General features: G+C 62.4%; 27 protein-coding genes. 17 read left to right on the top strand and 10 right to left on the bottom strand.

What is annotated here, in order from left to right; genetic code table 11:
* Positions 1-150: 150 nt before the first annotated feature.
* Positions 151-1,554: an aminotransferase-like domain-containing protein gene (locus tag JNB85_RS14455; RefSeq protein ID WP_220334978.1), complete on the bottom strand. Its 1,404-nt coding sequence runs from the start codon at positions 1,552-1,554 to the stop codon at positions 151-153.
* 400 nt (positions 1,555-1,954) lie between these two features.
* Between JNB85_RS14455 and JNB85_RS14460 the strand changes: the two genes are divergently transcribed.
* The 9 genes from JNB85_RS14460 (at position 1,955) to JNB85_RS14500 (ending at position 9,903) form a co-directional block, all read left to right on the top strand.
* Positions 1,955-2,437 (top strand): MSMEG_0572/Sll0783 family nitrogen starvation response protein, encoded by a 483-nt coding sequence (locus tag JNB85_RS14460; protein WP_113427328.1) that lies wholly within the window; start codon positions 1,955-1,957, stop codon positions 2,435-2,437.
* 86 nt (positions 2,438-2,523) lie between these two features.
* Positions 2,524-3,564 (top strand): Nit6803 family nitrilase, encoded by a 1,041-nt coding sequence (locus JNB85_RS14465; RefSeq protein WP_220334979.1) that lies wholly within the window; start codon positions 2,524-2,526, stop codon positions 3,562-3,564.
* Positions 3,491-4,609 (top strand): MSMEG_0568 family radical SAM protein, encoded by a 1,119-nt coding sequence (locus JNB85_RS14470; RefSeq protein WP_220334980.1) that lies wholly within the window; start codon positions 3,491-3,493, stop codon positions 4,607-4,609. The genes JNB85_RS14465 and JNB85_RS14470 overlap by 74 nt, the downstream gene beginning before the upstream one ends.
* The gene (locus tag JNB85_RS14475; RefSeq protein ID WP_220334981.1) at positions 4,606-5,148 is read left to right on the top strand and encodes an MSMEG_0567/Sll0786 family nitrogen starvation N-acetyltransferase; all 543 of its coding nucleotides are present in this window, start codon (positions 4,606-4,608) and stop codon (positions 5,146-5,148) included. Before JNB85_RS14470 ends, JNB85_RS14475 begins: the two co-directional genes overlap by 4 nt.
* On the top strand, positions 5,148-6,125 hold the full coding sequence (locus tag JNB85_RS14480) for a sll0787 family AIR synthase-like protein (RefSeq protein ID WP_220334982.1): 978 nt from the start codon (positions 5,148-5,150) through the stop codon (positions 6,123-6,125). The genes JNB85_RS14475 and JNB85_RS14480 overlap by 1 nt, the downstream gene beginning before the upstream one ends.
* Positions 6,122-7,459 carry an MSMEG_0565 family glycosyltransferase gene (locus JNB85_RS14485; RefSeq protein WP_220334983.1) on the top strand — a complete coding sequence of 446 codons (1,338 nt, stop codon included), beginning with the start codon at positions 6,122-6,124 and terminating at the stop codon, positions 7,457-7,459. Before JNB85_RS14480 ends, JNB85_RS14485 begins: the two co-directional genes overlap by 4 nt.
* A complete protein-coding gene (locus JNB85_RS14490) occupies positions 7,452-7,739 on the top strand; it encodes an MSMEG_0570 family nitrogen starvation response protein (RefSeq protein ID WP_183735738.1) in 288 nt (95 codons plus the stop codon). Before JNB85_RS14485 ends, JNB85_RS14490 begins: the two co-directional genes overlap by 8 nt.
* Positions 7,740-7,753: 14 nt before the next feature.
* Positions 7,754-9,028 carry an MSMEG_0569 family flavin-dependent oxidoreductase gene (locus JNB85_RS14495; protein WP_220334984.1) on the top strand — a complete coding sequence of 425 codons (1,275 nt, stop codon included), beginning with the start codon at positions 7,754-7,756 and terminating at the stop codon, positions 9,026-9,028.
* Between the two features lie 2 nt (positions 9,029-9,030).
* The gene (locus tag JNB85_RS14500; RefSeq protein ID WP_220335487.1) at positions 9,031-9,903 is read left to right on the top strand and encodes a Pnap_2097 family protein; all 873 of its coding nucleotides are present in this window, start codon (positions 9,031-9,033) and stop codon (positions 9,901-9,903) included.
* Here JNB85_RS14500 and JNB85_RS14505 read toward each other — a convergent pair.
* The gene (locus JNB85_RS14505; protein WP_220334985.1) at positions 9,866-11,305 is read right to left on the bottom strand and encodes an aminotransferase-like domain-containing protein; all 1,440 of its coding nucleotides are present in this window, start codon (positions 11,303-11,305) and stop codon (positions 9,866-9,868) included. The genes JNB85_RS14500 and JNB85_RS14505 overlap by 38 nt on opposite strands.
* A gap of 89 nt (positions 11,306-11,394) precedes the next feature.
* Between JNB85_RS14505 and JNB85_RS14510 the strand changes: the two genes are divergently transcribed.
* Both JNB85_RS14510 and JNB85_RS14515 read left to right on the top strand, forming a co-directional pair.
* Positions 11,395-12,258 (top strand): DMT family transporter, encoded by an 864-nt coding sequence (locus JNB85_RS14510; RefSeq protein WP_220334986.1) that lies wholly within the window; start codon positions 11,395-11,397, stop codon positions 12,256-12,258.
* Between the two features lie 45 nt (positions 12,259-12,303).
* Positions 12,304-13,017: a class I SAM-dependent methyltransferase gene (locus JNB85_RS14515; protein WP_220334987.1), complete on the top strand. Its 714-nt coding sequence runs from the start codon at positions 12,304-12,306 to the stop codon at positions 13,015-13,017.
* 20 nt (positions 13,018-13,037) lie between these two features.
* On the opposite strand, the gene JNB85_RS14520 is transcribed toward JNB85_RS14515, so the two are convergent.
* Positions 13,038-13,658 carry a CGNR zinc finger domain-containing protein gene (locus JNB85_RS14520; RefSeq protein WP_220334988.1) on the bottom strand — a complete coding sequence of 207 codons (621 nt, stop codon included), beginning with the start codon at positions 13,656-13,658 and terminating at the stop codon, positions 13,038-13,040.
* A 429-nt stretch (positions 13,659-14,087) separates the two neighbouring features.
* Here JNB85_RS14520 and JNB85_RS14525 point away from each other — a divergent pair, with 429 nt between their 5' ends.
* Positions 14,088-14,927 (top strand): alpha/beta fold hydrolase, encoded by an 840-nt coding sequence (locus tag JNB85_RS14525; RefSeq protein ID WP_220334989.1) that lies wholly within the window; start codon positions 14,088-14,090, stop codon positions 14,925-14,927.
* Positions 14,928-14,937: 10 nt separating this feature from the next.
* On the opposite strand, the gene JNB85_RS14530 is transcribed toward JNB85_RS14525, so the two are convergent.
* From JNB85_RS14530 to JNB85_RS14545, 4 genes are all read right to left on the bottom strand, one after another.
* Complete coding sequence (locus JNB85_RS14530) at positions 14,938-15,312, bottom strand: VOC family protein (RefSeq protein ID WP_220334990.1); 375 nt, start codon at positions 15,310-15,312, stop codon at positions 14,938-14,940.
* A gap of 6 nt (positions 15,313-15,318) precedes the next feature.
* On the bottom strand, positions 15,319-15,495 hold the full coding sequence (locus JNB85_RS14535) for a hypothetical protein (protein WP_220334991.1): 177 nt from the start codon (positions 15,493-15,495) through the stop codon (positions 15,319-15,321).
* A 108-nt stretch (positions 15,496-15,603) separates the two neighbouring features.
* Positions 15,604-16,038 carry a DUF1801 domain-containing protein gene (locus tag JNB85_RS14540; protein ID WP_420852271.1) on the bottom strand — a complete coding sequence of 145 codons (435 nt, stop codon included), beginning with the start codon at positions 16,036-16,038 and terminating at the stop codon, positions 15,604-15,606.
* A 10-nt stretch (positions 16,039-16,048) separates the two neighbouring features.
* Positions 16,049-16,489, bottom strand: coding sequence for a DUF1801 domain-containing protein (locus JNB85_RS14545; protein WP_220334993.1), 441 nt, complete (start codon positions 16,487-16,489; stop codon positions 16,049-16,051).
* A 165-nt stretch (positions 16,490-16,654) separates the two neighbouring features.
* Between JNB85_RS14545 and JNB85_RS14550 the strand changes: the two genes are divergently transcribed.
* Entirely contained in the window at positions 16,655-18,277 is a 1,623-nt protein-coding gene (locus JNB85_RS14550; protein WP_220334994.1) for an ABC-F family ATP-binding cassette domain-containing protein, read from the top strand.
* Here JNB85_RS14550 and JNB85_RS14555 read toward each other — a convergent pair.
* Positions 18,274-19,227 carry an SDR family NAD(P)-dependent oxidoreductase gene (locus JNB85_RS14555; protein ID WP_220334995.1) on the bottom strand — a complete coding sequence of 318 codons (954 nt, stop codon included), beginning with the start codon at positions 19,225-19,227 and terminating at the stop codon, positions 18,274-18,276. The genes JNB85_RS14550 and JNB85_RS14555 overlap by 4 nt on opposite strands.
* Positions 19,228-19,341: 114 nt before the next feature.
* Here JNB85_RS14555 and JNB85_RS14560 point away from each other — a divergent pair, with 114 nt between their 5' ends.
* A complete protein-coding gene (locus JNB85_RS14560) occupies positions 19,342-20,253 on the top strand; it encodes an AraC family transcriptional regulator (protein ID WP_220335488.1) in 912 nt (303 codons plus the stop codon).
* Between the two features lie 129 nt (positions 20,254-20,382).
* Positions 20,383-21,288, top strand: a complete 906-nt coding sequence (locus JNB85_RS14565; RefSeq protein WP_220334996.1) for a S1C family serine protease — start codon at positions 20,383-20,385, stop codon at positions 21,286-21,288.
* Positions 21,289-21,320: 32 nt separating this feature from the next.
* On the opposite strand, the gene JNB85_RS14570 is transcribed toward JNB85_RS14565, so the two are convergent.
* Both JNB85_RS14570 and JNB85_RS14575 read right to left on the bottom strand, forming a co-directional pair.
* Positions 21,321-22,049, bottom strand: coding sequence for an esterase family protein (locus JNB85_RS14570; protein ID WP_220334997.1), 729 nt, complete (start codon positions 22,047-22,049; stop codon positions 21,321-21,323).
* Entirely contained in the window at positions 22,046-23,011 is a 966-nt protein-coding gene (locus tag JNB85_RS14575; protein ID WP_220334998.1) for an acetylxylan esterase, read from the bottom strand. Before JNB85_RS14575 ends, JNB85_RS14570 begins: the two co-directional genes overlap by 4 nt.
* Positions 23,012-23,333: 322 nt before the next feature.
* Here JNB85_RS14575 and otnK point away from each other — a divergent pair, with 322 nt between their 5' ends.
* Both otnK and otnC read left to right on the top strand, forming a co-directional pair.
* On the top strand, positions 23,334-24,596 hold the full coding sequence (gene otnK / locus JNB85_RS14580; protein WP_220334999.1) for a 3-oxo-tetronate kinase: 1,263 nt from the start codon (positions 23,334-23,336) through the stop codon (positions 24,594-24,596).
* Entirely contained in the window at positions 24,589-25,224 is a 636-nt protein-coding gene (gene otnC, locus JNB85_RS14585) for a 3-oxo-tetronate 4-phosphate decarboxylase (protein ID WP_220335000.1), read from the top strand. The genes otnK and otnC overlap by 8 nt, the downstream gene beginning before the upstream one ends.
* Positions 25,225-25,240 lie beyond the last annotated feature (16 nt).

Below are 25,240 nucleotides of genomic sequence, written 5' to 3' on the forward strand. Positions count from 1 at the left end.
GGGGGAGGGACTAACCTGGGGCGCCCACGTCGCCCCTCTTGAAACGTTGAAGATATGGACCGCGAGTGCGGCAGTTTAAGCCCCTCCCCCTTGTGGGGAGGGGTTGGGGAGGGGACTAAATTAATGACGGAAGATGGATCAGTCAGCAGCCTAAAAAAACGAAGCCGACATTTCCGGCGGCCCCTCAAGTGCATGTGCCATGAAGTCCAGCGCTCCCTTCAGGCGTTCGCGGCTGATCGGCCCGCCGAGGCAGACGCGCACGGCTTCGGGGGCCGCACTCTCCACCGAGAAGGCGTCGCTTGCCACCACGCCGATGCCGGAGGAGCGCATGTGGCTGCCGAAGGTGGAACGGGTCCAGCCATTGGTCAGCGGCAGCCAGATGTTGAAGCTGATCGGATCGGCCTTGTAGCTGCCCTCGGGAAGGATATTCGCCACCATCTGTTGGCGGGCACCCGCCTCCGCGCGGATGAAGCGCAGGATCGTGTCCGCCGTGCCATCTTCGATCCAGCGCGTCGCGAGCGCCACATTCATCGGCGAGGCCATGACATTGTTGGTGCGCATGGCGCTGACGAAGGGCCAGATCGCCTTGGTGTCCGGGGCGACCACATAGGCAAGGCGCAGGCCGGCGCCGATGCATTTGGCGAGACCGCCGATATGCCAGGTCAGGTCAGGCGCAATTGCCGCCAGCGGCGGCGGGCCGTGCAGCGGGATGAAGCCATAGGCATCGTCCTCGACGACAGGCACATGATATTTGCGGGCAACGGCGGCAATTTCCTCGCGGCGCTTTTCGGGAATGGTCAGCGTCAGCGGGTTCTGCAGGGTCGGATTGAGATAGAGTGCCTTCGGGGCCAGGCGCTCGCAGGCCTCGGCAAAGGCATCGGGCAGGGTGCCCTCCTCATCCATCGAAAGGCCGGAAAGATTGAGGCGAAGCTGGGCGGCAATCGAGCGCATGCCGGGATAGGTGATGTTCTCCGACAGCACGGTTTCGCCGGGCTTCGCCAGCAGGCCGAAGATCGCCAGCAGCGCGGGATGGGCGCCGGGTGTCACGAAGATGCGCTCCTGCGAGGGCACGAGCCCGCGACGGCTGAGCCAGGCGGCGGCGGCCTCCTTATCCATGCCCGAGCCGCCGAACCCCTGGTAGCGCAGCAGCGGAATGAGATTGGTTGCAACCGCCGACATGCCCTCACGCATGCGGGCGATCAGGTCCTGATCATCCGGCTCGGGCGGCAGGTTCATCGAGAAGTCGACCACCGAAGCGCGGCGCGGATCGGGCGCGGCATCAGAGGCGAAGCCGCGGCGCTCGCGGTCCTGCCCGCCGGTGACGAAGGTGCCGCGGCCGACATGCGAATCCACCAGACCGCGCTTCTGCGCCTCCACGTAGCCGCGCGCCACCGTGGTGAAATCGATGTTCAGGCGCTTGGCGAGCTCGCGCTGGGGCGGCAGCCGGTCTCCTACTGCCAGCACGCCGCTTCTCAGATCCATTTCGATCAGGTCGGCAATGGCCATGTAACGGGGGCTTGAGGAACGGGTAAGGTCTGGATGCCAATCTTTCATGTCATGATCCGAAATTCGTGATCGACGCAGAAGGGATTCCCGTCGACATTGACCGTATATTGTTGCATATTTCGCCTGTCACGCAAAAACAGCGCACGCCTTCCATGCGCCAGACGACTGACTGCCGCACGCAAGCATGATATAATCGGCATCACGCATTTCATCACCATATTGATCGCATTTTGACTGCATTCATTTTGATCTTCGTTGCATTCATTTTTTGCACGTAAATGCCCTTCTAATTGGCGTCAAATTCACCTCTGTCTAAAATTGAATGGATAATTGAACGCTTTTAGATGCAAATTGACTGCTATTTGTGCAAAGTCAATTTGGCACGGTGCTTGCAATTCAATGGCTGTACCCCGCGAGAGGGGCCTGACTTCAAACACAGGAGCCATTCATGCCCGCAGTTACCGCACCGGCCCACGCAGATGGAGACTTCTTCGTCGATTACGAAGAGAAGGTCTTTGAAGACGTTCAGGCCAAGGAGGGTGAGAAAGCCCTCATCACCTTCCACACCGTCGCCTTCGAAGGATCGATCGGCCTCGTGAACCTGCTGCAGGCCAAGCGCCTGAAGCGCAAGGGCTTCGAAACCTCCGTGCTGCTCTATGGTCCCGGCGTCACACTCGGCGTGCAGCGCGGCTTTCCCAAACTCGGCGCGGAAGCTTTCCCCGGCCACCTGAACTTCAACAACCAGATCAAGGGTTTCATGGAGGAAGGCGGCAAGGTCTATGCCTGCCGCTTCGCATTGCAGGCGCTCTATGGCCATGGCGAACAGTCGCTGATCCCCGGCATCCGCCCGATCAGCCCGCTCGATGTGCTGGACATGATCCTGATCCACCGCCGCGACGGCGCCTTCATCCTCGACACCTGGACGCTCTGACCCCGGCGGCAGCGCTGTCGTCAGGCGCGTTCGGGAGGCGGAGTTCCCCTCCTCCGCCTCTCCCACACCATCAGGAGGATTTCGCCATGGAAAAGAACAAGACCGTCCGGGCCGCAGCCGCGCAGATCGCGCCGGACCTGACCTCGCGCGAGAAGACGCTGGCGCGCGTGCTGGAAACCATTAGCGAGGCGGCCGCCAAGGGCGCGGAGATCATCGTCTTTCCGGAGACCTTCGTTCCCTGGTATCCCTATTTCTCCTTCGTCCTGCCGCCGGTGCTTTCGGGCCGCGAGCATCTGCGCCTCTATGAAGAGGCCGTCACCGTTCCGAGCGCCGCCACCGATGCGGTCGCGGCGGCTGCGCGCGAATATGGCATCGTGGTGGCGCTCGGCGTCAACGAGCGCGATCACGGCTCGCTCTACAATACCCAGCTTCTCTTCGATGCGGATGGCAGGCTGATCCTCAAGCGCCGCAAGATCACCCCGACCTACCATGAGCGGATGATCTGGGGCCAGGGCGACGCCTCCGGCCTCAAGGTCGTCGACAGCAGCGTCGGGCGGCTCGGCGCACTTGCCTGCTGGGAGCATTACAATCCCCTCGCCCGCTATGCGCTGATGGCCCAGCACGAGGAAATCCACATCGCCCAGTTTCCGGGCTCGATGGTCGGGCCGATCTTCGCCGAGCAGATGGAGGTGACGATCCGCCATCATGCGCTTGAAAGCGGTTGCTTCGTCGTCAATGCCACGGGATGGCTGACCGAGGAGCAGATCACTTCCATCACGCCCGACCAGGGACTGCAGAAGGCGCTGCGCGGCGGCTGCATGACGGCGATCATCTCGCCGGAGGGCAAGCACCTGGCGCCGCCGATCACCGAGGGCGAAGGCATCCTGATCGCCGATCTCGACATGAGCCTCATCACCAAGCGCAAGCGCATGATGGATTCGGTCGGCCACTATGCCCGCCCCGAACTGCTGCATCTCGTCATGGACGGCCGCGCCACCCAGCCGATGGTCGCCTCCGCACATTCCTTTGAAACAGACACAGGGACCAAGACCGATGGACAATACGACGTTTCTGCCGACCGAGACGCTGATCAACGAGTTGCAGTCCTTCGGAGCCAGGCTGGTTGATCCCAAGGCCGGGCATGAGAGCCGCCGCGGCGGCGCCGGTCCGTCCGACCACAAGGCGCTGACCATCGACGGCATGACCGTGATGGTGCCGGTTCATACCGCGCCGGCCTTCGAGAGCCCTTATCTGGTGGAAAAGCCCGATGAGGCGGGCAAGAGCCGCATCAGCCGCGACGGGCGCGTGCTCGGCGAAGTGTCCTTTCCGCTGCGGCCGCGCTTCTACGAGCGCACGACCGCCGACGGCATCCCCTATTCGCAGATTGCCGTGCTGCATGGCCGCGATGTGCTGGCGACCACGGTGCTGCAGACCTGCATCCGCTATCAAAGCCGCACCAAGACCTGTCAGTTCTGCGCCATCGGCCAATCGCTGGCGGCCGGCCGCACCGTTGCCCACAAGACGCCGGAGCAGCTCGCGGAAGTCGCCAAGGCCGCCGTCGAGCTCGATGGCGTCAAGCATATGGTGATGACGACGGGCACGCCGAAGGGGCCGGATCGCGGCGCTTCGATCCTTGCCGACAGCGCCCGCGCCATCAAGGCCGCCGTCGATCTGCCGATCCAGGCGCAGTGCGAGCCGCCGGAAGACGACATCTGGTTTTCGATCATGAAGGAAGCCGGCGTCGATGCGCTCGGCATGCATCTCGAAGTCGTCACACCGGAGCTGCGCGAGCGCATCATGCCCGGCAAGGCACAGGTGCCGATTTCAAAATACATGGCCTCCTTCAAGGCGGCCGTCGAGGTCTTCGGGCGCGGCCAGGTCTCCACCTATATTCTCGCCGGTCTCGGCGATACGCGCGAGGCGATCCTCGATATCTGCGAAAAGCTGGTTGCTATCGGCGTCTATCCCTTCGTCGTGCCCTTCGTGCCGATTTCCGGAACGCCGCTCGAAAGCCATCCGGCGCCGAAGCCGGACTTCATGCATTCGATCCTCGGCCCGCTCTCGAAAATGCTGGTCGAAAGCGGGTTGAAGGCCGTCGACATCAAGGCCGGCTGCGGCAAATGCGGCGCCTGCTCTGCCCTTTCCTCCTATGAAAGGATGCTGACCAAATGATGCTGGAGCCCTTCTCGCCCTATCGCGCCAGCGAATTCCAGGTGAAGTTTTCCACTTCGGAGTGGGAACGGCAGGAAGCGCATGCGCTGCGCCGCGCCGTCTTCTGCGAGGAACAGAAGATCTTCGAGAGTGATGATCGGGATGCGATCGACGATCACGCGATCCCGATCGTGGCGCTGTCGATGATGGGCGTTGCCGCCGACCGGGTGGTCGGCACGGTGCGTATCCATCAGGAAGAGCCGGGTCTCTGGTGGGGTTCGCGGCTCGCCGTGCATGCGGATTTCCGCAAGATCGGCGCGCTTGGCGCGACGCTGATCCGGCTTGCCGTATCCTCGGCCAATGCGATGGGTTGCCACACGTTTCTCGCCAATGTGCAGGTGCAGAACGGGCTGCTCTTTCGCCGGCTGCATTGGGATGTGATCGAGGAGTTCGAGGTCTATGGCAAGCCGCATCTCAGGATGAAGGCGGATCTTGCCTGGTACCCGCCCTGCCCGACGCCGGAAACCGGGCTGGTGGCGCTCGCCAGGAAGGCGGCGTGATGGGCGACAGGATCGATCTTGAGGCACTTGCCGCCAGGCTCACGGCCTCCTCCGGCATCGCCGCCAAGGCCGATATCGGCACGGTTGCCACGAGCCTCGGCCTTGCCGGCCAACCGGTGGCGGTGGGCGACGATTGCGCCGCACTGCCCGATGGCGACGGTTATCTGCTCTTTGCCATCGAGGGCTTCATCAACGAATTCGTCGCCGCCGACCCCTGGTTTGCCGGCTGGTGCGGGATGATGGTCAATATTTCCGATGTCGCCGCCATGGGTGGCCGGCCGGTTGCGGTCGTCGATGCCGTCTGGGCGAATGGCGAGGCAGGCGCAGCACCCGTCCTCGAAGGCATGCGGGCGGCGGCCAGAACGTTCGGCGTGCCGATCGTTGGCGGCCATACGAATATCCGCACCGACCGCGGCCAGCTTTCGGTCGCCATTCTCGGCAGGGCGAAGACGCTACTGACGAGCTTCGATGCCAAGGCGGGCGATGTGCTGATCGCTGCGATCGACCATCGCGGCCGCTATCGCGAGCCTTTCAACAATTGGGAAGCGGCAACCGATGCCCCGCCTGCCCGGCTGCGCGGCGATCTGGAACTCCTGCCTGACATTGCCGAAGCTGGATTGGCGCTGGCCGCCAAGGATATCAGCCAGGGCGGGATGATCGGCACTGCGATCATGCTGGCGGAATGTTCCGGCGTCGGCATCGATATCGATGTCCCGACAATCCCGCTGCCGCATGGCGTCCCACTCGAACGCTGGCTCGCGACCTTCCCAAGCTTCGGCTACCTGATCTCCACCGCGCCCGAAAAGGCCGATGAGGTGATCCTGCGTTTTGCCGCCCGCAACATCAGCGCGGCCGTGATCGGCAATGTCGAAGCCGGCAGCGAGGTGGCGATATCGGACGACACCGATCGTGTCGTGATCCGCGATTATTCCGTGATGCCGCTGCTGCAGCTCGGCCAGCAGGAGAATGCCGCATGAGCCGGCCGCTGCGGATCGCCATGCTCGCCCACTCCACCAACCCGCGCGGCGGCGTGGTGCATGCCATGCAGCTTTCGGAAGCGCTGGCCGCTCTGGGCCATCAGGTGGTGCTGCATGCGCCGGATGCGAAGGGGACGGGATTTTTCCGTGAGCCGGTCTGCGGCGCAGTATTGGTGCCGGTTGCGCAGGTTTCTCCCCCTTCTCCCCAGCGGGGAGAAGATGTCCGTAGGACAGATGAGGGGGCGGAGCGAAGCGACGCATCGAGCGGCAAGCGAGATGCTGAACTTGCGGGCGCGGCCCCCTCATCCGACCCTTCGGGCCACCAACCGGGGTCGAGCCACGGGTCTCAACCCGTCCTTCGGACCCCCGCTGGGGAGAAGGGGGAGATGACGGTGATGGTCGAGCAGCGGATTGCTGATTATGTCAGGTACTTCGAGAACCCGGCCGCCCGCGATTTCGATATCTACCACGCCCATGACGGCATTTCAGGCAACGCACTGGCGACGCTGAAAGAGCGCGGGCTTATTCCCGCCTTCGTTCGCACCGTCCATCATATCGACCAGTTCGCCGATATCAGGCTGATGGAGCTGCAGGACCGATCCATCGACCGCGCCGACCTGTTCTTCACCGTCAGTTCGATGTGGTGCAAGACGCTCAAGGAGACACGCGGCATCAGCTCCAGCATCGTCGGAAACGGCGTCGATACCAAGCGCTTCTCCCCCGCCATCGACGTTAGCGCACTGCGCCGCAAACTAGCCCTGCCCGATGGCCCTGTTTTCCTTGCCGTCGGCGGAATCGAGGCGCGCAAGAATACGATCGCCATGCTGGAAGCCTTCCGGCAGGTGCGCGCGATCCGGCCGGATGCGCAATTCGTCATTGCCGGCGGCGCTTCGCTGCTCGACCATCGCGGCTATCAGGGCGAATTTCGCGCTGTGCTTTCCTCCCTCGGCGAGCATGCGGCCGCCGTCCACATCCTCGGCACTGTGGCCGATGAGGACATGCCGGCGCTTTTACGGCTGGCCGATACGCTGGTCTTTGCCTCGGTCAAGGAAGGGTTCGGCCTCGTGGTGCTGGAGGCGATGGCGAGCGGCGTGCCCGTCGTGGTCTCCTCGATCGCGCCCTTTACCGAATATCTCTGTAACGATGATGTCGTCTGGTGCGATCCGCAGAATTCCGCCTCGATTGCTGAGGCCATGGCGATCTCGCTCATGCCGCCGGTGCGCGCCGGGCTGATCCCGCGCGGGCTTGATCTTGCCGCTCATCATAGCTGGCAGCGCACGGCTGCGGCCCATCTCCAAGCCTACGAGACATTGAAGGAGCCTGCCCATGCCTGAAATGCGCTTCGTCATCGCCTGGCCGGATGGCCGCGAGGAGACCTGTTATTCGCCCTCCCTCGTCATCCGTGATTTCTTCGAGGAGGGCCAGACATATCCGATCCGCGATTTCCTCGACCGCAGCCGCAAGGCGCTGACGATCGCCAGCGACCGGGTGGAGGCGAAATACGGCTATCCCTGCTCGCTTGCCCGCGGCCAGCTTGCCCGTATCGAGGAGGCCGGCTCCCTCTTCCTTGCCGATGTCGATGCGCGCGTGCGCTGCGAAACATTCATTCTCTGAAAGGAACCCGACCCATGACCTTTTCCCTCAAGCCGCATTACAGCGCCGTCGTCATCGGCGGTGGTCAGGCCGGGCTTTCGGCCAGCCACTATCTCCAGAAGCACGGCATCGACCATGTCGTCTTTGAGAAGAAGACGGTGGCGCATAAATGGAAGAACGAGCGCTGGGACGCCTTCTGCCTGGTCACGCCGAACTGGCAGTGCCAACTGCCCGACCACCCCTATGACGGCGATGATCCGCATGGTTTCATGGTGAAGGACGAAATCATCGCCTATGTCGACCGCTTCGTGAAAAAGGTGAATGCGCCGGTTCTGGAAGGCACGAGCGTCACCTCGCTGGAAAAGATAGGCGACCTCTTCCGGCTCTCGACTTCGGCTGGGGCGCTGACCGCCGACAGCGTTATCATCGCCACCAGCCTCTACAGCGCGCCGGCTATTCCGCGCGCCGCTGAACGCGTGCCGGACGATATCCTGCAGATCCACACGGCCGATTACCGCAATCCCGGTCAATTGCCTGACGGTGCCGTGGTCGTCGTCGGCTCCGGCCAGTCCGGCTGCCAGATCGCCGAGGATCTGCATCTGGCCGGCCGCAAGGTGCATATGGTGACGGGCAATGCGCCCCGCTGCGCCCGCTTCTACCGCGGCCGCGATGTAGTCGACTGGCTCGCCGATGTCGGCCAATACGACATCACCATCGCGCATGACGGCATGACCAAGAAGAAGCACGACACCAACCATTATCTGACCGGCCGCGATGGCGGGCGCGATATCGACCTGCGGAAATTCGCGCTGGAGGGTATGTCGCTCTACGGGCGCATGGAGGGCGTGTCCGGTGGACGGATGCTGTTCGAGGCGAACCTCAAGGACAATCTCGACAATGCCGACCGGGTCTATAACGGCATCAATGCGCTGATCGACCGGCATATTGCGGAAAAGGGCATCGATGCGCCGCCGGCCAGCGTCTATGCGCCGCTCTGGGAGCCGGAAAGCGAACCGACCGAGCTTGATCTCAAGGCGGAAGGCGTGACCTCGATCATCTGGGCGACCGGCTTTTCGCCTGACTGGTCCTATGTCGGCCTGCCGATCTTCGACGGCACCGGCTATCCCATGCAACGGCGCGGCGTGACCGGCATTGACGGCGTCTATGTGCTCGGCCTGCCCTGGCTCTGGACCTGGGGGTCCGGCCGGTTCCTCGCCGTCGGCAAGGATGCCGAGCATGTAGTGAACCATCTCGCCGGCCACCTGGAAGCCGCTGCCCAACCAGCCCTGAAGCAGGCGGCCAGCGCTTGAACATGAATGTCGCGATCCTCGATTTTCATCCCCCTGAACCTTCGGCGCGCGAGTTGATGGAGCAGGCGCTTGCGCCGCACATGCTCATCGGCATGCCTCACCTGACGCCCATAGGCCTCTCCGAGACATGGGCGATGAAGGAACTCGGGCATCGGCACTGGCTGATGCTCGCGCGCCATCTCGGCATGGAGAATGCCGATTTCCGCACGCCCGATGGCGGCGAGACCTATGCGGCGATCTGCGCGACCTCGCTGGAGCACGCAAACTTCGGTGCCGTTCGGGCCAACGATGTGCTGACGATTCGTTCGGCGCTTTCGCCGGTATCGCGCACGCAGGTTTCCACCCGCCACCGGCTTTTCGTGCGCGCCGGCCTGATTGGTGAGGTGGAGCTGATTTCCACCTTCGTCTGCCGCATGCGGGAGGGCGACAATTACTCCATCGCCCGCGTTCCCCTGCCCGGCCTGACGACGGCTGTGGAGGATAATGCGCTGGCAAGGACGGCGGCATTGCTGCGCGCAGGCACGCTGGAGACGCATTTCGGCCTGCCTGCCAATCCGGCCAAGGCATTGCGCGGCTTTCGCTTCGAGCCGGATGCATCGCAGGAATTCAACGGCGCCGGCCTGTTCTACTTCGCCGAATTCCAGGCGCTCGCCGACCGCGCCTTCGGGCGATGGTTTCCGGAGCTTTCGCAGGTGTCCCGGCGGGAAATCTTCTTTTCCGGCAATATAAGGGCGGGCGAAGCCGTGCGGGTGGAATTGATGGGGCTTTCACACGACCGGCGGCAAACCTGCTGCCGGCTGCGGCGGGAAGAGGATGGCAAGGTGATCGGCAAAGCCTTTATGGAGTGGCAGGCGGACTCATTGATGCCCGCTTGAGCGCATCCCGAAGCACCTCGAAGACCCTGTTATCCAGCGTCTGGGAGACGTTGAAGCGCATGAAGCCGGTGGCCGATTGCGACAGGCTGAAGGCGTTGCCGGGTGCCAGCACGACATTCTGGGCGAGTGCGGCGCGCGCTACGACGGCGGCATCGAAGCCATCCGGCAGGCGGCACCAGAGGAACATGCCCGCCTGCGGCTCCAGCCAGGGCCGGATGCCAAGTGATTTCAGCCGGGTGGTTACCTCGAACATCGCCTTGGAGAGGCGGCTGCGCAGGCCCTCGGCATGTTTGCGGTAGGTGCCGTCGCTGAGCACGCCGAGCACCAGTTCGGCATTCAGCCGGGCGCCGCCGAAGGAGGTGGCGATCTTGAGGTCGATCAGGCCTTCGATCCATTCCGGCCGCGCCGCGATGAAGCCGCAGCGCGCGGCGGCCGAGAGCGTTTTTGAAAAGCTGCCGATATGGATGACGCGGTCGAGCCCGTCGAAGGCGGCAAGGCGTGGTGCCGGCGTTAGTTCGAAATCGGCGAAAATATCGTCCTCGATGATTGTAAGGCCGTGTTGCTCGGCAAGCTTGAGCAACCGATGCGCCGTGACGGGCGAGAGCGTGGCGCCGGTCGGGTTGTGGATTGCGGAATTGGTGATGTAGAGGCGCGGCCGATGCTCGGCAAGCGCTGCGGCAAAGAGCTCGATATCCGGACCTGAAGGCGTGTAGGGAACGCTGACGACCTTGGCGCGGTGGGCTCTGAGAAGCGCATGGAAATTGAAATAGCAGGGATCGTCGACCAGCACGGTATCGCCGGGCTCGATGAGGAAGCGGCAGAGGAAATCGATCGCCTGGGTGCCGGATTCGGTGAGCATGATCTGGTCCGGCGAGGCCTCGATACCACGCTCCGCCGCGCGGCGTGCAATCAGCTGGCGCAGCGGCTTGAGGCCGAGAGGCGCACCGTAATCGGAAAGGCTCGCGGTATCGGCGCGCGACAGGGTCCGAAGCGTTCGGCGGATCGCCTCTTCCGGAAGCCATGCGGGCGGCAGCCACCCGCAGCCAGGCTTCAGGTCGCTTTCGCGCGCCTCCAGCGATTGCCGAGAGATCCAGAAGGGATCGACGGCGCGGTCGAGCTTCGGGCCGATATCGGCGAGCGAGAGCGGTGCCGTCTGGCTCGCGACATAGAAGCCGGAACCGGGACGCGAGAGGATCGCGCCCTCGGCCACCAGCCGTTCGTAGGCATCGACCACGGTGGAGGCGGAAACCTTCAAGGTTCCCGAGAGGCTGCGGATCGAAGGCAGCTTGGCTCCGGGCGTGAGGCTGCGGCCGGCAATGCGCTGGCGGATCGTCGCCATGACCATTCCCACCCGCGTGCTTCCTTGTATCTGCTCGTCCATCCGTACTGGTTCTTTCATCATTACAGTTTTGCCAAACTGTACCGAACTGTGGCTGGCAGCGCCAGTGAGAAGCGCCGATAAGCGTGAGACGAACAATGAGGGAGTCTCGGATGGATCGCACAGCGGCCGGATGGATCAATGGTTTTATCGGCGTGCTGATCTTCAGCGGATCGCTGCCGGCCACGCGCGTGGCCGTCATGCAGCTCGATCCGGTTTTCCTGACGGTGGCGCGAGCGGCGATTGCCGGCATCCTGGCGCTCTGCCTGCTGATCGCCTTCCGGGAAAAGCGGCCTTCCCGTCAAGACCTGATTTCGCTCGTCGTTATCGCGCTCGGCGTGGTCGTCGGCTTTCCCTTGCTGACGGCGCTGGCGCTGCAGCATGTGACCTCGGCGCATTCCATCGTCTTCATCGGCCTGCTGCCGCTCGCGACCGCAATCTTCGGCGTCATCAGGGGCGGGGAGCGGCCGAAGCCGGCTTTCTGGCTGTTCTCGCTGCTCGGCAGCGCGCTGGTCGCTGGCTTTGCGCTCGCGCAGGGGCTGACTGCCTCGCCCATCGGCGATGCGTTGATGCTCAGCGCCGTCATCGTCTGCGGGCTTGGCTATGCAGAAGGTGCGAGACTGTCGCGCCGGCTTGGAGGCTGGCAGGTAATCTCCTGGGCACTCGTCGTATCCCTGCCGGTCATGGTGGTGGCTGCCATCGCCTACCGGCCGCCTGACTTCACCGATATCCAGGCTCCCGCCATGCTGGGGCTGGCCTATGTCTCGCTCTTCAGCATGCTGATCGGCTTCATCTTCTGGTATCGCGGCCTTGCACAGGGCGGTATCGCCGCCGTCGGTCAGCTGCAGCTGCTGCAGCCCTTTTTCGGCCTGGCGCTTGCTGCAACGCTGCTGCGCGAAACGGTGAGCTGGTCCATGCTGGCGGTTACGGTCGCCGTCATTCTCTGCGTGGCCGGGGCGCGCAAGTTCGCGAAATAGGCTGTCAAATTGACAGGCCGGATATCATGTAATAACTAAAGTTACATGCAGATTAACGATCAATCCAATCCTCCCGCCTCTCACAGGACGGCATCTGCCTTTACCGGCGATGCCGTCAAATCCTATCTCGAAGGGCCGCCGCGGCAGGTGCCCGGCCTTTCAAGCCTGCACCGGATGGCAGCAATGCTGATGGCGGAGCGGATGCCTGACAAGGGTCGCGTGCTCGTGCTCGGCGCCGGTGGCGGCCTTGAACTCAAGGCCTTTGCCGAGGCGCGTGCGGGCTGGACTTTTGATGGCGTCGACCCCTCCGCCGACATGCTGCAATTGGCGCGGGAGGTTGCCGGAGAACATAGCAGCCGGATCGGCTTTCACCAGGGCGGCATCGATGCCGCGCCTGAGGGCCCTGTCGACGCCGCCGTTTGCCTGCTGACTTTTCATCATATCCCCGTAGAGCAGAGGCTCGAAATACTTTTGCAAATTCGCCGCCGACTGAAAGCCGGCGCCCCCTTTGTTGTTGCGCATATGAGCTTCCCGCAAACCGAGCCGGAGCGATCTATGTGGATCGATCGCCATATCGCCTATGGCGCGCCTGACGGAACAGACCCTTCCCGGCAGGAGAATGCACGCAAGGCGATGCGCGAAAGGCTGCATATCCTCGCCCCCGATGAAGAGGAAGCCATGCTGCGCACGGCAGGCTTTTCAGATGTCAGTCTGTTCTACGCCGCCTTCAGCTTCAGGGGATGGGTCACTTACGCTTAGCCAGCCTGCTCTGGCGGCCCTTAGACCTGCCTGATCCGGTCGCGATGCGCGGCCTGCTTGGCACGGTTGCCGCAGAGCGCCATGCTGCACCAGCGCCTGCGGTGGCCGCGCGTGTGGTCGGCAAACAGCAGGGTGCAGGACGGGCCTTCACAGGCCTTCACATTCGAAAAATCCTCCGTGCAGACGAAGCGGCCAAACGCCTCGCCGACCGGTAGCAACAATGCTTCCGGGGAGCGCCACTTCCGCATCGGCCGAAACTCGAAAACCTCGCCTTCGTCCGTCCGGCGCGCCACGACGCGACCGAAACCTTCGTCACGTTCGAGCAGGCGGTTCAACGGTTCCAGCTCAGCCAAGGCATCAGGCTTCAGCGGCTTTCCTTTGTGCTCTCGGACAAAGGTCCGGAACCATTCGCGCAGGTTCCTCGCCTGATCGGCAACTTTGTCCAGTTCGCCCGGCAAAGCCTGGGCGCGGATGCTTTCAAGCGCCTCTTCCGGAACCAGCTTTGCCTGCTCCAGCCAGCGCAACAGCCCCTCCCCGTTTTCTATCCAATCAACAGGCGTGTCGATAGGCGTCGCCACCGAATTCAGGAAATCCAGTGCCAGCGCATCACCTAGAAAAAGGGCGGGAGAGTGGTTGTCCATTACAAGTCCTATTCCGGCTGCCGGCCAACGCCGTAGGGCATCTCGCTTCAAAACGCGATTCACATGTAACCCGTCAAAAGGCTGTTGACAAGTTACCTTTCTCGATAGTAACCGTTCTACATCAATTTATACAGTTACCAAACGAAAGAAGGAGGAAGCAGATGTCACCGCAGTCAAAAGATCGGCAGACTACGCATACGGTGCCATCCATGGCGCCTGGGCTGACGGGTCCAGGTGGACCAATGTCATATCAGCACTTGCCGCCGAGGGCTTTGCGGCGACAGCCGCACCGCTGCCGTTGACCTCCTATGCCGATGACATCAACGCCCTTGCGCAGGTGCTGGATCGTGTGGAAGGGCCAGCGGCTCTCGCCGGCCATACCTATGCCGGAGCGGTTATCTCCGAACATCAACAGAAGGAAACAGGACCATGACCAAGATCCGCTACCGCAACACCACCGTCGACGGCATCAAGATCGCCTATCGCGAGGCCGGCCCCAAAGGCGCGCAGAAGCTCCTGCTGCTGCACGGCTTCCCGACCTCCGGCTATATGTTCCGCGATCTGATCCCGCTGCTTGCCGATCGCTATCACATCATCGCCCCTGATCTTCCGGGCTTCGGCCAGTCTGGCGATCCCGCTGTCAACAGCTTCGACAGCATTGCAGAGACGATCGACCGCTTCACCGAGATTGTCGGCTTCGATCGCTACGCAATCTATCTCTTCGATTACGGCGCGCCGACCGGCTTTCGCCTGGCGGTGAAACATCCAGAGCGGATCACGGGCATCATCTCGCAGAATGGCAATGCCTATGTCGATGGCCTCAGCGAAGCATGGAACCCGGTGCAGGCCTATTGGCAGGATGCTAGCGCAGAAAACCGGGCCGTGCTCAAAGCATTCCTCGGACCGGAAACGACGATCTGGCAGTATACGCATGGCGTTGCCGATCCGACCGCGGTCTCGCCAGACGGTTATTCGCTCGACAATTTCTATCTCTCGCGGCCGGGCGCGGAAGATGTGCAGCTCGATCTGATGGGCGACTACAAGAGCAATGTCGCGCTCTACCCGACCTTCCAGAATTACTTCCGGACCCACAAGCCGCGTTTCCTGGCGGTCTGGGGCAAGAACGATCCCTTCTTCCTGCCGCCGGGTGCGGAAGCCTTCGCCCGCGACATTCCTGATGCCGTGATCAAATTCTTCGACACCGGCCATTTCGCGCTCGAAACGCATGCGGACGAGATTGCCGCTACGATCCGCGGCTTCCTCGATTGAGCCTGATCGACTATCCGGACGTGACGCAGAAATTGTTGCCTTCGGGATCGTTCAGCACGGTGTAATCGGCCGTCTCACGCACGAAGGTCGCGCCGAGGGATATCAGGCGCGCGACCTCTTTTTGGCGGTCATCGGAGGCGATATCGAGATGGACGCGGTTGCGGGCGGTCCGCTCTCCGCGGCGAAGGTGGAAGCAGAGGCGTGTCCCCGGCCCCTCCATCATCACCACCGGGTCGGTCTCGGGGGTCAGGCCGAGCGCTGCAAGGCGGGCGATCTCCTGATCGTCATAGGGCAAGATCTCATAACCATCGAGTGCGGCGGCCCAGAAGCGGGCGACGCGGGAGGGTTGATCGCAATCGATGACGATTTCCTTCAGCCGTCCCATCGGTCCTCACGGATTGCCGGAACGGCGCTGGGCGACGCGCTCAGCCACGGCACCGCCGGCCGCCGGCAACAGTGCGAAGAGGATGAGTTGCGGCGTTCCCGTCAGGGTCAACAGGCTGGAAAGGAGAATGGCGACCAGCATTCCTGCGAGCCCGCCGACCAGATAGGGAAGATAACCCTTCAAGAGAGCCTCCGTCTTATCAATCGAAATGAGCTCGCAAGGCTCCACATAGGACGCTCAGCGGTATCGGCAATGACCGGTTGCGACCCGAGACGCCTTTCGCCCGCCGAACTAGGCGCTCGCTTTTTTCGATGCCGGTTTGCTCGCCTTGTTCAGCGCCACCGCCGCCCGTACCAACGCCGTCAGAGCCGCCTCGTCAATTTTCTCCCCTTCGTGAATATCGATCGCGCGGCGCGTATTGCCCTCAAGGCTGGAATTAAAGAGGTTGGACGGATCTTCCACGGAAGCGCCCTTGGCGAAGGTCAGCTTGACGACGGTCTTGTAGGTTTCGCCGGTGCAAATGATGCCGGCATGTTCCCAGACCGGGACGCCGCGCCATTTCCACGTTTCCTCCACCTCCGGATCCGCCTCGCGGATGATGGCCCTGATGCGGGCGAGCGTTTCGCCGCGCCAGTCGCCGAGCTCCTCGATCTTCGCATCGATGCGCTCGGAGGGAGAGGCTTCCTTCTTCTCAGTTTCCTTTTTCGTCGTCGCGGCTTTCATCAAACGCTCTTCCTTACATTTTCTCGCCGGGCAGCAGGCTTGCCTGTTTCACCCACGATGTAAACTGCGCCTCGTCAATCTCATCCTGTTCGTGGATGTGGAAATAGCGTGTTTCCGCTGTCCTGGATTCTTCTGGCGGTACGGGCTGCAAGGCAGCGCCGCGGAAGAAGGCGACCTTGATATATTTGTTGTAGCAATGGATGCCGAGGAACCAGCCGTCGCCCTTCATACCGTAGAACGGCGAGTTCCATTTGACGGCCTTGTGAGCATCGGGAACGGTTTGCATGATCAACGCATCGAGGCGACGGCCGACATCGCTTTTCCATCCGGGCATGGCGGCGATATAGGCCTGCACCGGGCCGTCGCCTTCGCCTTTTGCGATCTGCGGATTGCCGCCGGATAGCAGCTTGGGCTCTGCCGGTTTTGCCGGTTTGGCGGATATCTGGTTGGTCATAGGCTTCTCCCTTTGGGGATAATAAGGAAGGACGTCTCGATTTCCAGTCATGCGGAATGGACACAGGCTGCAAAGATCACAGCTTCATGACGCGGAAAACCTGCGACACGGCGGTAAACCCGTGGCATAAGGGCGCCAAAATTCTCCCTAGCTCTCGCGTCAGACATGATCCGTATCGAAAATATCAGCAAGCAGAACAGCCACCGCATCCTCTTCATCGAAGCCACAGCCGCCTTGAACCGCGGCGAAAAGATCGGTCTCGTCGGCCCGAACGGCGCCGGCAAGACGACGCTTTTCCGCATGATCAATGGCGAAGAACTGCCGGATGAAGGCCAGGTCTCGGTCGAAAAGCACGTCACCATCGGCTATTTCAACCAGGATGTCGGCGAAATGGCCGGCCGCAGCGCGGTTGCCGAGGTGATGGAGGGCGCCGGCCCCGTCAGCGTCGTCGCAGCAGAATTGCGTGAGCTGGAAGCCGCCATGTCCGACCCTGATCGCATGGACGAGATGGACGAGATCATCGAGCGCTATGGCGAGGTGCAGGCGCGCTACGAGGAACTGGATGGCTATGCGCTCGAAGGCCGGGCCCGTGAGGTTCTGGACGGCTTGAGCTTCAGCCAGGAGATGATGGATGGCGATGTCGGCGCGCTTTCGGGCGGCTGGAAGATGCGCGTGGCGCTCGCCCGCATCCTGCTGATGCGCCCCGATGTGATGCTTCTCGACGAACCGAGCAACCATTTGGATCTCGAAAGCCTGATCTGGCTGGAAGAATTCCTGAAGACCTATGAAGGCGCGCTGCTGATGACCTCGCATGACCGCGAGTTCATGAACCGCATCGTCACCAAGATCATCGAGATCGATGCCGGCTCGCTCAACAGCTATTCCGGCGACTACGGCTTCTACGAGCAGCAGCGGGCGCAGAACGAGAAGCAGCAGCAGGCGCAGTTCGAGCGCCAGCAGGCGATGCTCGCCAAGGAAATCAAGTTCATCGAGCGCTTCAAGGCGCGTGCCAGCCACGCCTCGCAGGTGCAGAGCCGCGTCAAGAAGCTGGAGAAGATCGAGCGCGTGGAGCCGCCGAAGCGCCGCCAGACCGTTGCCTTCGAATTCCAGCCGGCGCCGCGGTCCGGCGAAGATGTCGTCAACCTCAAGAACGTGCACAAGAAATACGGCAGCCGCACCATCTATGAAGGGCTGGACTTCATGGTCCGCCGCAAGGAGCGCTGGTGCATCATGGGCGTCAATGGCGCCGGTAAATCCACTCTCCTGAAGCTGGTAACCGGTACCGCAGAGCCGGATGCGGGCAGCGTGGCGCTTGGCGCCAGCGTCAAGCTCGGCTATTTCGCACAGCACGCCATGGACCTGCTCGACGGCGAGCGCACGGTGCTCGAATGGCTGGAGGATTCCTTCCCGCTTGCCGGCCAGGCGCCGCTGCGCGCGCTCGCCGGCTGCTTCGGCTTTTCGGGCGATGACGTGGACAAGCGCTGCCGCGTTCTCTCGGGCGGCGAGAAGGCCCGCCTCGTCATGGCCCACATGCTGTTCGACCCGCCGAACTTCCTCGTGCTCGACGAGCCGACCAACCACCTCGACCTCGACACCAAGGAAATGCTCATCAAGGCTCTCTCTGACTTCGAAGGCACAATGCTCTTCGTCTCGCACGACCGCCATTTCCTGGCAGCCCTTTCCAACCGCGTGCTGGAACTGACACCCGATGGCATCCACCAGTATGGCGGCGGCTACACGGAATATGTCGAGCGCACCGGCTACGAGGCGCCCGGCATCCACGCTTAACGGCTGAACGCGTCTATACCGGTCAGTTCCACCGAGAGCGCCCAGAGACGGGTCGCCTCGTCGGGATCGACGGCATAGGCGCGCACGCTGGTTTCCGCGCCGTCATCCGAGATGACAGCGACATCACAGTCTGCGCAGTAGAGGCCGCCGAGTCCTTCGAGCTGCGGCGAGGTCGCGGCCCAGACCTGTGTGGCGGCGCCCTGCTCCGGCGTCTTGAAACTCGGGTCGGCGGCGTTGCCCTCGGCATCGATCCAGCCGGCGGCGACCATGTCCTCCTTCTGCAAATGGCGCTGCAGCGGCGTCAGGATTTTGCCGGGATGCAGTGAGAAGGCGCGTATGCCGGCATCCCTGCCCAGCCTGTCGAGCTGCACTGCAAAGAGCGCGTTTGCGGTCTTCGACTGTCCATAGGCCTGCCACCGGTCATACCCCTCGGAGAACTGGATGTCATTCCAGCGGATAGGTGTGATGCCATGGGCACCGGAGGAGACGGCAACCACACGGGCTCCCCTCGCTATCGCCGGCCAGAGGCGATTGACGAGCGCGAAATGGCCGAGATGATTGGTGGCGAACTGCGCCTCCCAGCCCGGACCCACCCGCGTTTCCGGGCAGGCCATGATGCCGGCGTTGTTGATGACGATATCGGCCTTGCGTCCGGAGGCGATGAAGCGTTCGGCAAACTGCTGCACGCTTTCGAGATCGGAAAGATCAAGCCTGCCGACCTCGACATTGGCGATGCCCGAGAGCACCTCGGCCGCCGCTTCCGGCTGACGGGCGCCGATCAGCACATGGCTGCCTGCCCGCGACAGCGCCTTCGTCGTCTCCAGCCCAAGGCCGGAATGGCCGCCGGTGACGATTGCCAGTTTCCCCGTGAGGTCGATGCCGGCGAGCACGTCGTCGGCCGTTGAACGGGCGCCGAACCCGGAGCCGATCGGGTGTTGTGCGTTTTCCATTGATTCTCCTTTTTGCTTCTGTCTGAGACTAATGCGTTGGCGGCCATACGATCTATGCGTTAAAGTCCACGATATATTTGCGATCGTCCGGATTTCCGCATGAGTTCCGTTTCCATGGATCCGCTCTCCGATGTGCTGGCACTCTTGAAGCCAAAGAGCTACGTCTCAGTCGGGCTCGATGCCGGCCGCGACTGGGCGATCGATTTCCCGCCGCCGCAGGGCATCAAGTTCAATGCCGTGCTGTCGGGCAGCTGCTGGCTGGAGGTGGATGGTACCGCTGAGCCTGTCTGGCTGGAGGAAGGCGATTGTTTCCTGCTGACGCAGAGCCGGGCTTTCCGCATGATGAGCGATCGCAGCCTGCCGCCAATCCCGGCCCATGACGTCTATGCCCATGTGAAGGACGGGGTCGCCACCTGCAACGGCGGCGGCGCCTTCTTCCTGGTCGGCAGCCGCTTCGGCTTTTCCGGCCCTGGCGCCGACCTGCTTGTCGGCATCTTGCCGCCGGTTGTCCATATCAGCCAGCATTCGGATCAGGCCTCGGTCTTGCGTTTTGCCATCGACCAGATGGCGCGCGAGCTGCGCGGCCGACACCCGGGCGGCTTCCTGATGACCGAGCATCTGGCGCATATCATGCTGATGCAGATCCTGCGGCTCTATCTTTCAGCACCCGATACCGAAGGCACAGGCTGGCTCTTCGCGCTCGCTGACCGGCAGATCGGCATGGCGATCGGCGCCATGCATGCCGAGCCGGCGCGCCGCTGGACGCTGCAGCAGCTTGCAGCCATGACCGGCATGTCGCGTTCCTCCTTTGCCGAGCGTTTCAGGCAGAAAGTCGGTACTGCGCCGATGGATTACCTGACGCGCTGGCGCATGATGCTGGCGGGCGAACGGCTGGCAAAGAGTCGCGAGCCGATCGGAACGATTGCGCTTTCGCTGGGCTATGAGTCAGAAAGTGCCTTCAGTACCGCCTTCAAGCGTGTGATGGCGCGCTCGCCACGACAATACGGCCGGGACGCGGCAGGATAAAAGACGCAGGCCGCGGTCTTGCAGAAACGGCAGTCGTTTCATACCTATAGAAGGAATGGTATGCGTCCGGCCCTTGCCGGCCCTCGCAGCATTCCGGGCCTTCGTGCCGCGCCTTACGAGGATGAAACCATGAATATCGACAGGATTCTGCGGTCAGTCGTGGCCGTTCGCGCCTCCATCCCCGAAGATGCCTTCACCGCGAATACGCTAGGCACCCGCCGGGAAGGAAGCGGCGTCGTCATCAGGGAAAACGGGCTGGTGCTCACCATCGGCTACCTGATCACCGAAGCAGACGAAATCTGGCTGACGCGCCATGACGGCAAGGTCGTGCCCGGCCATGCACTGGCCTATGACCAGGAAACCGGCTTCGGCCTCATTCAGGCTCTCGCCCCTCTCGAGCTGCCAGCCATCGAAATCGGCGACAAGGTAAAGACTAAAGTCGGCGATGCAGTCATTTTTGCCGATGGTCTCGGTGAATTCGTACAGGCCCATATCGTCGCCAAACAGGAATTTGCGGGCTACTGGGAATATCTGCTCGACGAAGCGATCTTCATCGCGCCCGCTCATCCCTCCTGGGGCGGCGCGGCACTCATAAGCGACGAAGGCAAGCTGCTCGGCATCGGTTCGCTGCGCCTGCAGATGGTGCAGGACGATGAAGTCGCCGACATTAATATGGTCGTGCCGATCAACCTCCTGCCGCCGATCCTCGACGATGTGCTCAACCGCGGCCAGATCGACCGGCCGCCGCGACCCTGGCTCGGTGCTTTTTCGGCCGAAAGCAATGGCGAAGTGGTGGTCATGAGCGTTGCTCAGGGCAGTCCGGCCGCACAGGCCGGCCTGCAACAGGGCGACGTGATCTCGGAAATCCGCGACGGCGAAGTGGACGGGCTTGCCGATTTCTACCGCAAGGTCTGGAAGAGCGGCCCGGCGGGGGCGGAAATTCCCATGCGTGTGCTGAGGAACGGCCGCGAAGCATGGCTGCGCATCAAATCGGCCGATCGCAACAGCTTCCTCAAAAAGCCGCTGATGCAATAAAGCAGATACAGAGTGGCACCATTCGGCGGCTTTTATATGTAAAGAGGCGCCATTCGGCGCCAGGCACCGGCGCGGTGTGCCCTGCCATCCCAGAAATGCAGCTGATGGCCGACACCCTTGTCCGCGAGCAGGCGGCTGAGATAGCGATTATTGTCGAGGAAGGGATCCTCGTTGCCGATCGTCAGGACGATTTCGACCTGCCGCAGCTTCTCCAGCCGCCAGTCAAAGGAAAGACCCGGCAGGAAATGGGTCGGCATGTGGAAATAGACCGTCTCGTCGTAATAGCCGTCGAAAAGATCGCCGAAGGACTCGACCTTCATCGTCAGGTCATAGCGCCCGGAAAAGGCCACGAGCTTGCGGAAGAGATGCGGGTGGCGGAAGACGAGACTGGCGGCCTGGAAGGCGCCGAGGCTGCAGCCGTGGACGATGGTGCATTCGTGGCCGTTGCGGCTCTGCATCAGCGGCAGAACCTCGTTCAGCACATATTCCTCGAAAGCGATATGACGGCGGATGCGGTCGGCCGGATGGCGGCCGAAATCGTAAAAGCTCTCGCCGGCCAGACCCTCTATGCAGAAAAGTTGCAGATGACCGGCCTCGAGCTTTTCGGCGAGGCTGGCGACGATCCCGAGATGTTCATATTCCCAAAAGCGCCCTTCCCGAGTTGGGAATACCAAGACTTTGGCGCCGGCATGCCCGAACACCAGAAGCTCCATGTCACGGTGGAGCCGATCGCTGTACCAGCGCAGATATTCCCGGTTCATAGATTCCTGAAAAACCGCCCGACTCGCTCGCGCAGTGCGGTTTGTTGCACTGCACTGTCAGCATAATCGAAATGCCCGGCATCCAGGATGAAGATTTCATTAAATTTTGATTTTGGAAGAGCGTTCGCCACAGCGAACTGACAGGGGGGTGCCACCGCCGGATCGAAGAGCGCGACAGCGGCCAGCATCGGCACGTTGATGCGGCCCGCAGCCGTTGCGGCATCAAAAAGGCGTAGTTTTTCAAAGACGTCGGGATGAGCCTTCGCATATTCCTGCACCGAATGGGCGCTGCCCACCATCGGCAATGTCAGCCAGAGCTTGCGGTTGCCGAAGGTCGGTACCGTCAGATGGCCGCGCTTGATCCTGCTGTCGAAGGGAATGCCGAGCGCGCCGATACCGCCGCCGAAGCTGATCCCGCTATAGCCGATGTGGCCATCGAGCGCGGGATAGAGCGACAGCAGTGTAGAAACGGCAACCCAGAGGTCCTCGACGCAGCCACCGATCACGTAATGGTCGGGATCATCGATATCATGCAGCACATGGAAGGGAGCGTCGGGTGAAATCGGCGGATGAGCGCTGCGCGACATGCCGCGGAAGCAGGGAAAGAGGATCGCGGTTTCCTCGACCGGAATATCAAATTCAGGCTGGTCCCTGCCTCCATAACCGTGGCCGACGACGAGGCCACGCTTGACCTCACCCTTGCGGGGCGTGAGCAGCCAGCCGCCGATGCTGATATCATCCGTGGACGTGTAGACGATATCGCGTACCTGCCAGTTTGGATGGGTATCTTTGCTCGGGCTCAGGCGCGGCTCGGGCTTCACCGCCAGAGCCCTGGCATAGCGGTTCTGCCAGAAGAGATCGAATCCCGAGAGCGATTCCGGCGGGCGGATCGCCTGCAGGTCGGCAAGCGTCATGCCGTAGGTGGGATCGAAGTCGAAAGGATGGTCCGTCGGGATGCTCATGCAATGCTTGTTGCCGTGAAACCAGCCAGGGAGCAAGGCCTGCGGCCAGTTCCTGCCCACAATCAAACCGCCCTCTCCCTGAAATTGCGTGACAGCCCTGCTCGGCTGGTTTTAACTATAGTGCGCCGTCCACGCCGACTCGGGCGGCGCTCATTCGTTTTGCGTTCACTTCATCGGTCGGAGGGACCGCTTCAAATGAAAATCCCTGTCAACGGCGCGGCCGCGACGATCGGCCGGAAACTCGTCCGTGCTTCATGCGGGCGCGGGGTCCGCGTCCATATCGAAGACGAATTGAGCAACAGACTGCCGGAGCGCACCTGACATGCTGCTTGGAGCCATAGCCGACGATTTCACCGGCGCCAGCGATCTTGCCAACACCCTTGCCCGCGGCGGCATGGCGACGATGCAGTTCGTCGGCCCCGGCCGCGGCAAGGTCAATTGCGAAGCCGGCGTGGTGGCGCTGAAGACGCGCTCGGTACCGGTCGAGGACGCGGTGTTGCAATCCATGGATGCGGCGCGCTGGCTGCTGGACCAGGGCTGCGAGCAGATCTTCTTCAAATATTGTTCGACCTTCGATTCCACACGTGAAGGCAATATCGGCCCGGTGGCAGAAGCGCTGCAGCGGCTGACGGGGGCCGATGTCACCGTCGTTTGCCCGGCCTTTCCGGCAACCGGAAGGCGGGTGTTCATGAGCCACCTCTTCGTCAAGGACAAGCTGCTCAGCGAATCCGGCATGGAAAACCATCCGCTGACGCCGATGACCGATCCTGATATCCGCCGCTGGCTGCGGTACCAGACGCGCGGCGGCGTCGGCAGCATCACGCTCGATACGGTGCGCGAAGGTTCGGGCGCCATCCGCAGCCGGTTGCGCGACGAGCTCACCGATGGCAACCGCCTCGTCGTCGTCGATGCGATCGAGGATGAAGACCTCATGACGATCGGCGAGGCCGTCGCCGACCATGCGCTGGTCACGGGCGGATCGGGCTTGGCGCAGGGGTTGGCGCGCAATTTCGCCAGGCACGGCAAGCTTTCCGGCATCCCTGCCGACGTGCCTGTCGTCACCGGACCGGGCGTCGTCCTCTGCGGCTCCTGCTCGCTCGCCTCGCAGAACCAGGTCGCCTGCCACCTGCAGAACCATCCCGGCCTTTCGATCGATCCGGCAGCCATCGTGCGCGGCACCATGTCGGTGGAGATCGCCGCCCGCTGGGTCGCTTCCAATGCGGCCGACAATCCGATCGTCTATTCAACCACTTCGCCCGATGTCGTGAGCTTCGTGCAGCAGCGCTTCGGCCGCGAGGAATCGGCAAAGATCCTCGAAGATTTCTTCGGCAGCCTCGCCAAACGGCTTGCCGATTCCGGCACGCGCCAGATCGTCGTCGGCGGCGGGGAAACATCCGGCGCGGTCGTGGAGGCACTCGGCCTCAAGCATATGACCATCGGTGCGGAGATCGATCCCGGCGTGCCGGTTCTGGTGTCGGAGTACGGCCGGTCGATGCGCCCGATCGGGCTTGCGCTGAAGAGCGGCAATTTCGGTTCGCCCGATTTCTTCGCCAAGGCACTGGACAGGATTGCCGGCCATGAATGAAACGGCACTGCGCGAAGCCATCGTCCGCTGGGGAAAATCGCTCTTCGAGCGCGGCCTGACGGCCGGGTCCTCCGGCAATATCTCGGTGAAGACCCCAGACGGCTACCTTGCGACGCCTACCAATTCCTGTCTCGGTTTCCTCGATGCCGACAGGCTTTCGAAGCTCGACAGCGACGGCAAGCATCTCTCCGGTGATGCGCCGACCAAGGAACTGCCGCTGCATTTTTCCTTTTATGAGAAGCGGCCGCAAACGGGTGCCGTGGTGCATCTGCACTCCACCTACGCGACGGCCCTTTCCTGCCTTGCCGATACCGATCCGAGGGATGCCATTCCGCCGCTGACGCCCTATGTGGTGATGCGGGTCGGCAAGGTTCCGATCATACCCTATACCCGGCCGGGTTCGAGCGAGGTGAAGCCGCTGATTGCCGAGATCGCCGGCGAGCACAGCGCCGTGCTTCTGGAAAACCACGGGCCGATCGTATCGGCCGCCACGCTCGATTCCGCCGTCTTCGCGATCGAAGAGTTGGAAGAGGCAGCAAAGCTTTCGATCATCACCCGTGGCATGAAGGTCAGACAGCTCAATACCGAACAGATCGCCGATCTGGAGCGGCATTTCAAACTGCGTTAATTCTCTGTTTTCACGC

It is taken from the genome of Rhizobium mesosinicum (genome assembly GCF_019511345.1).
Taxonomy (GTDB): domain Bacteria; phylum Pseudomonadota; class Alphaproteobacteria; order Rhizobiales; family Rhizobiaceae; genus Rhizobium; species Rhizobium mesosinicum.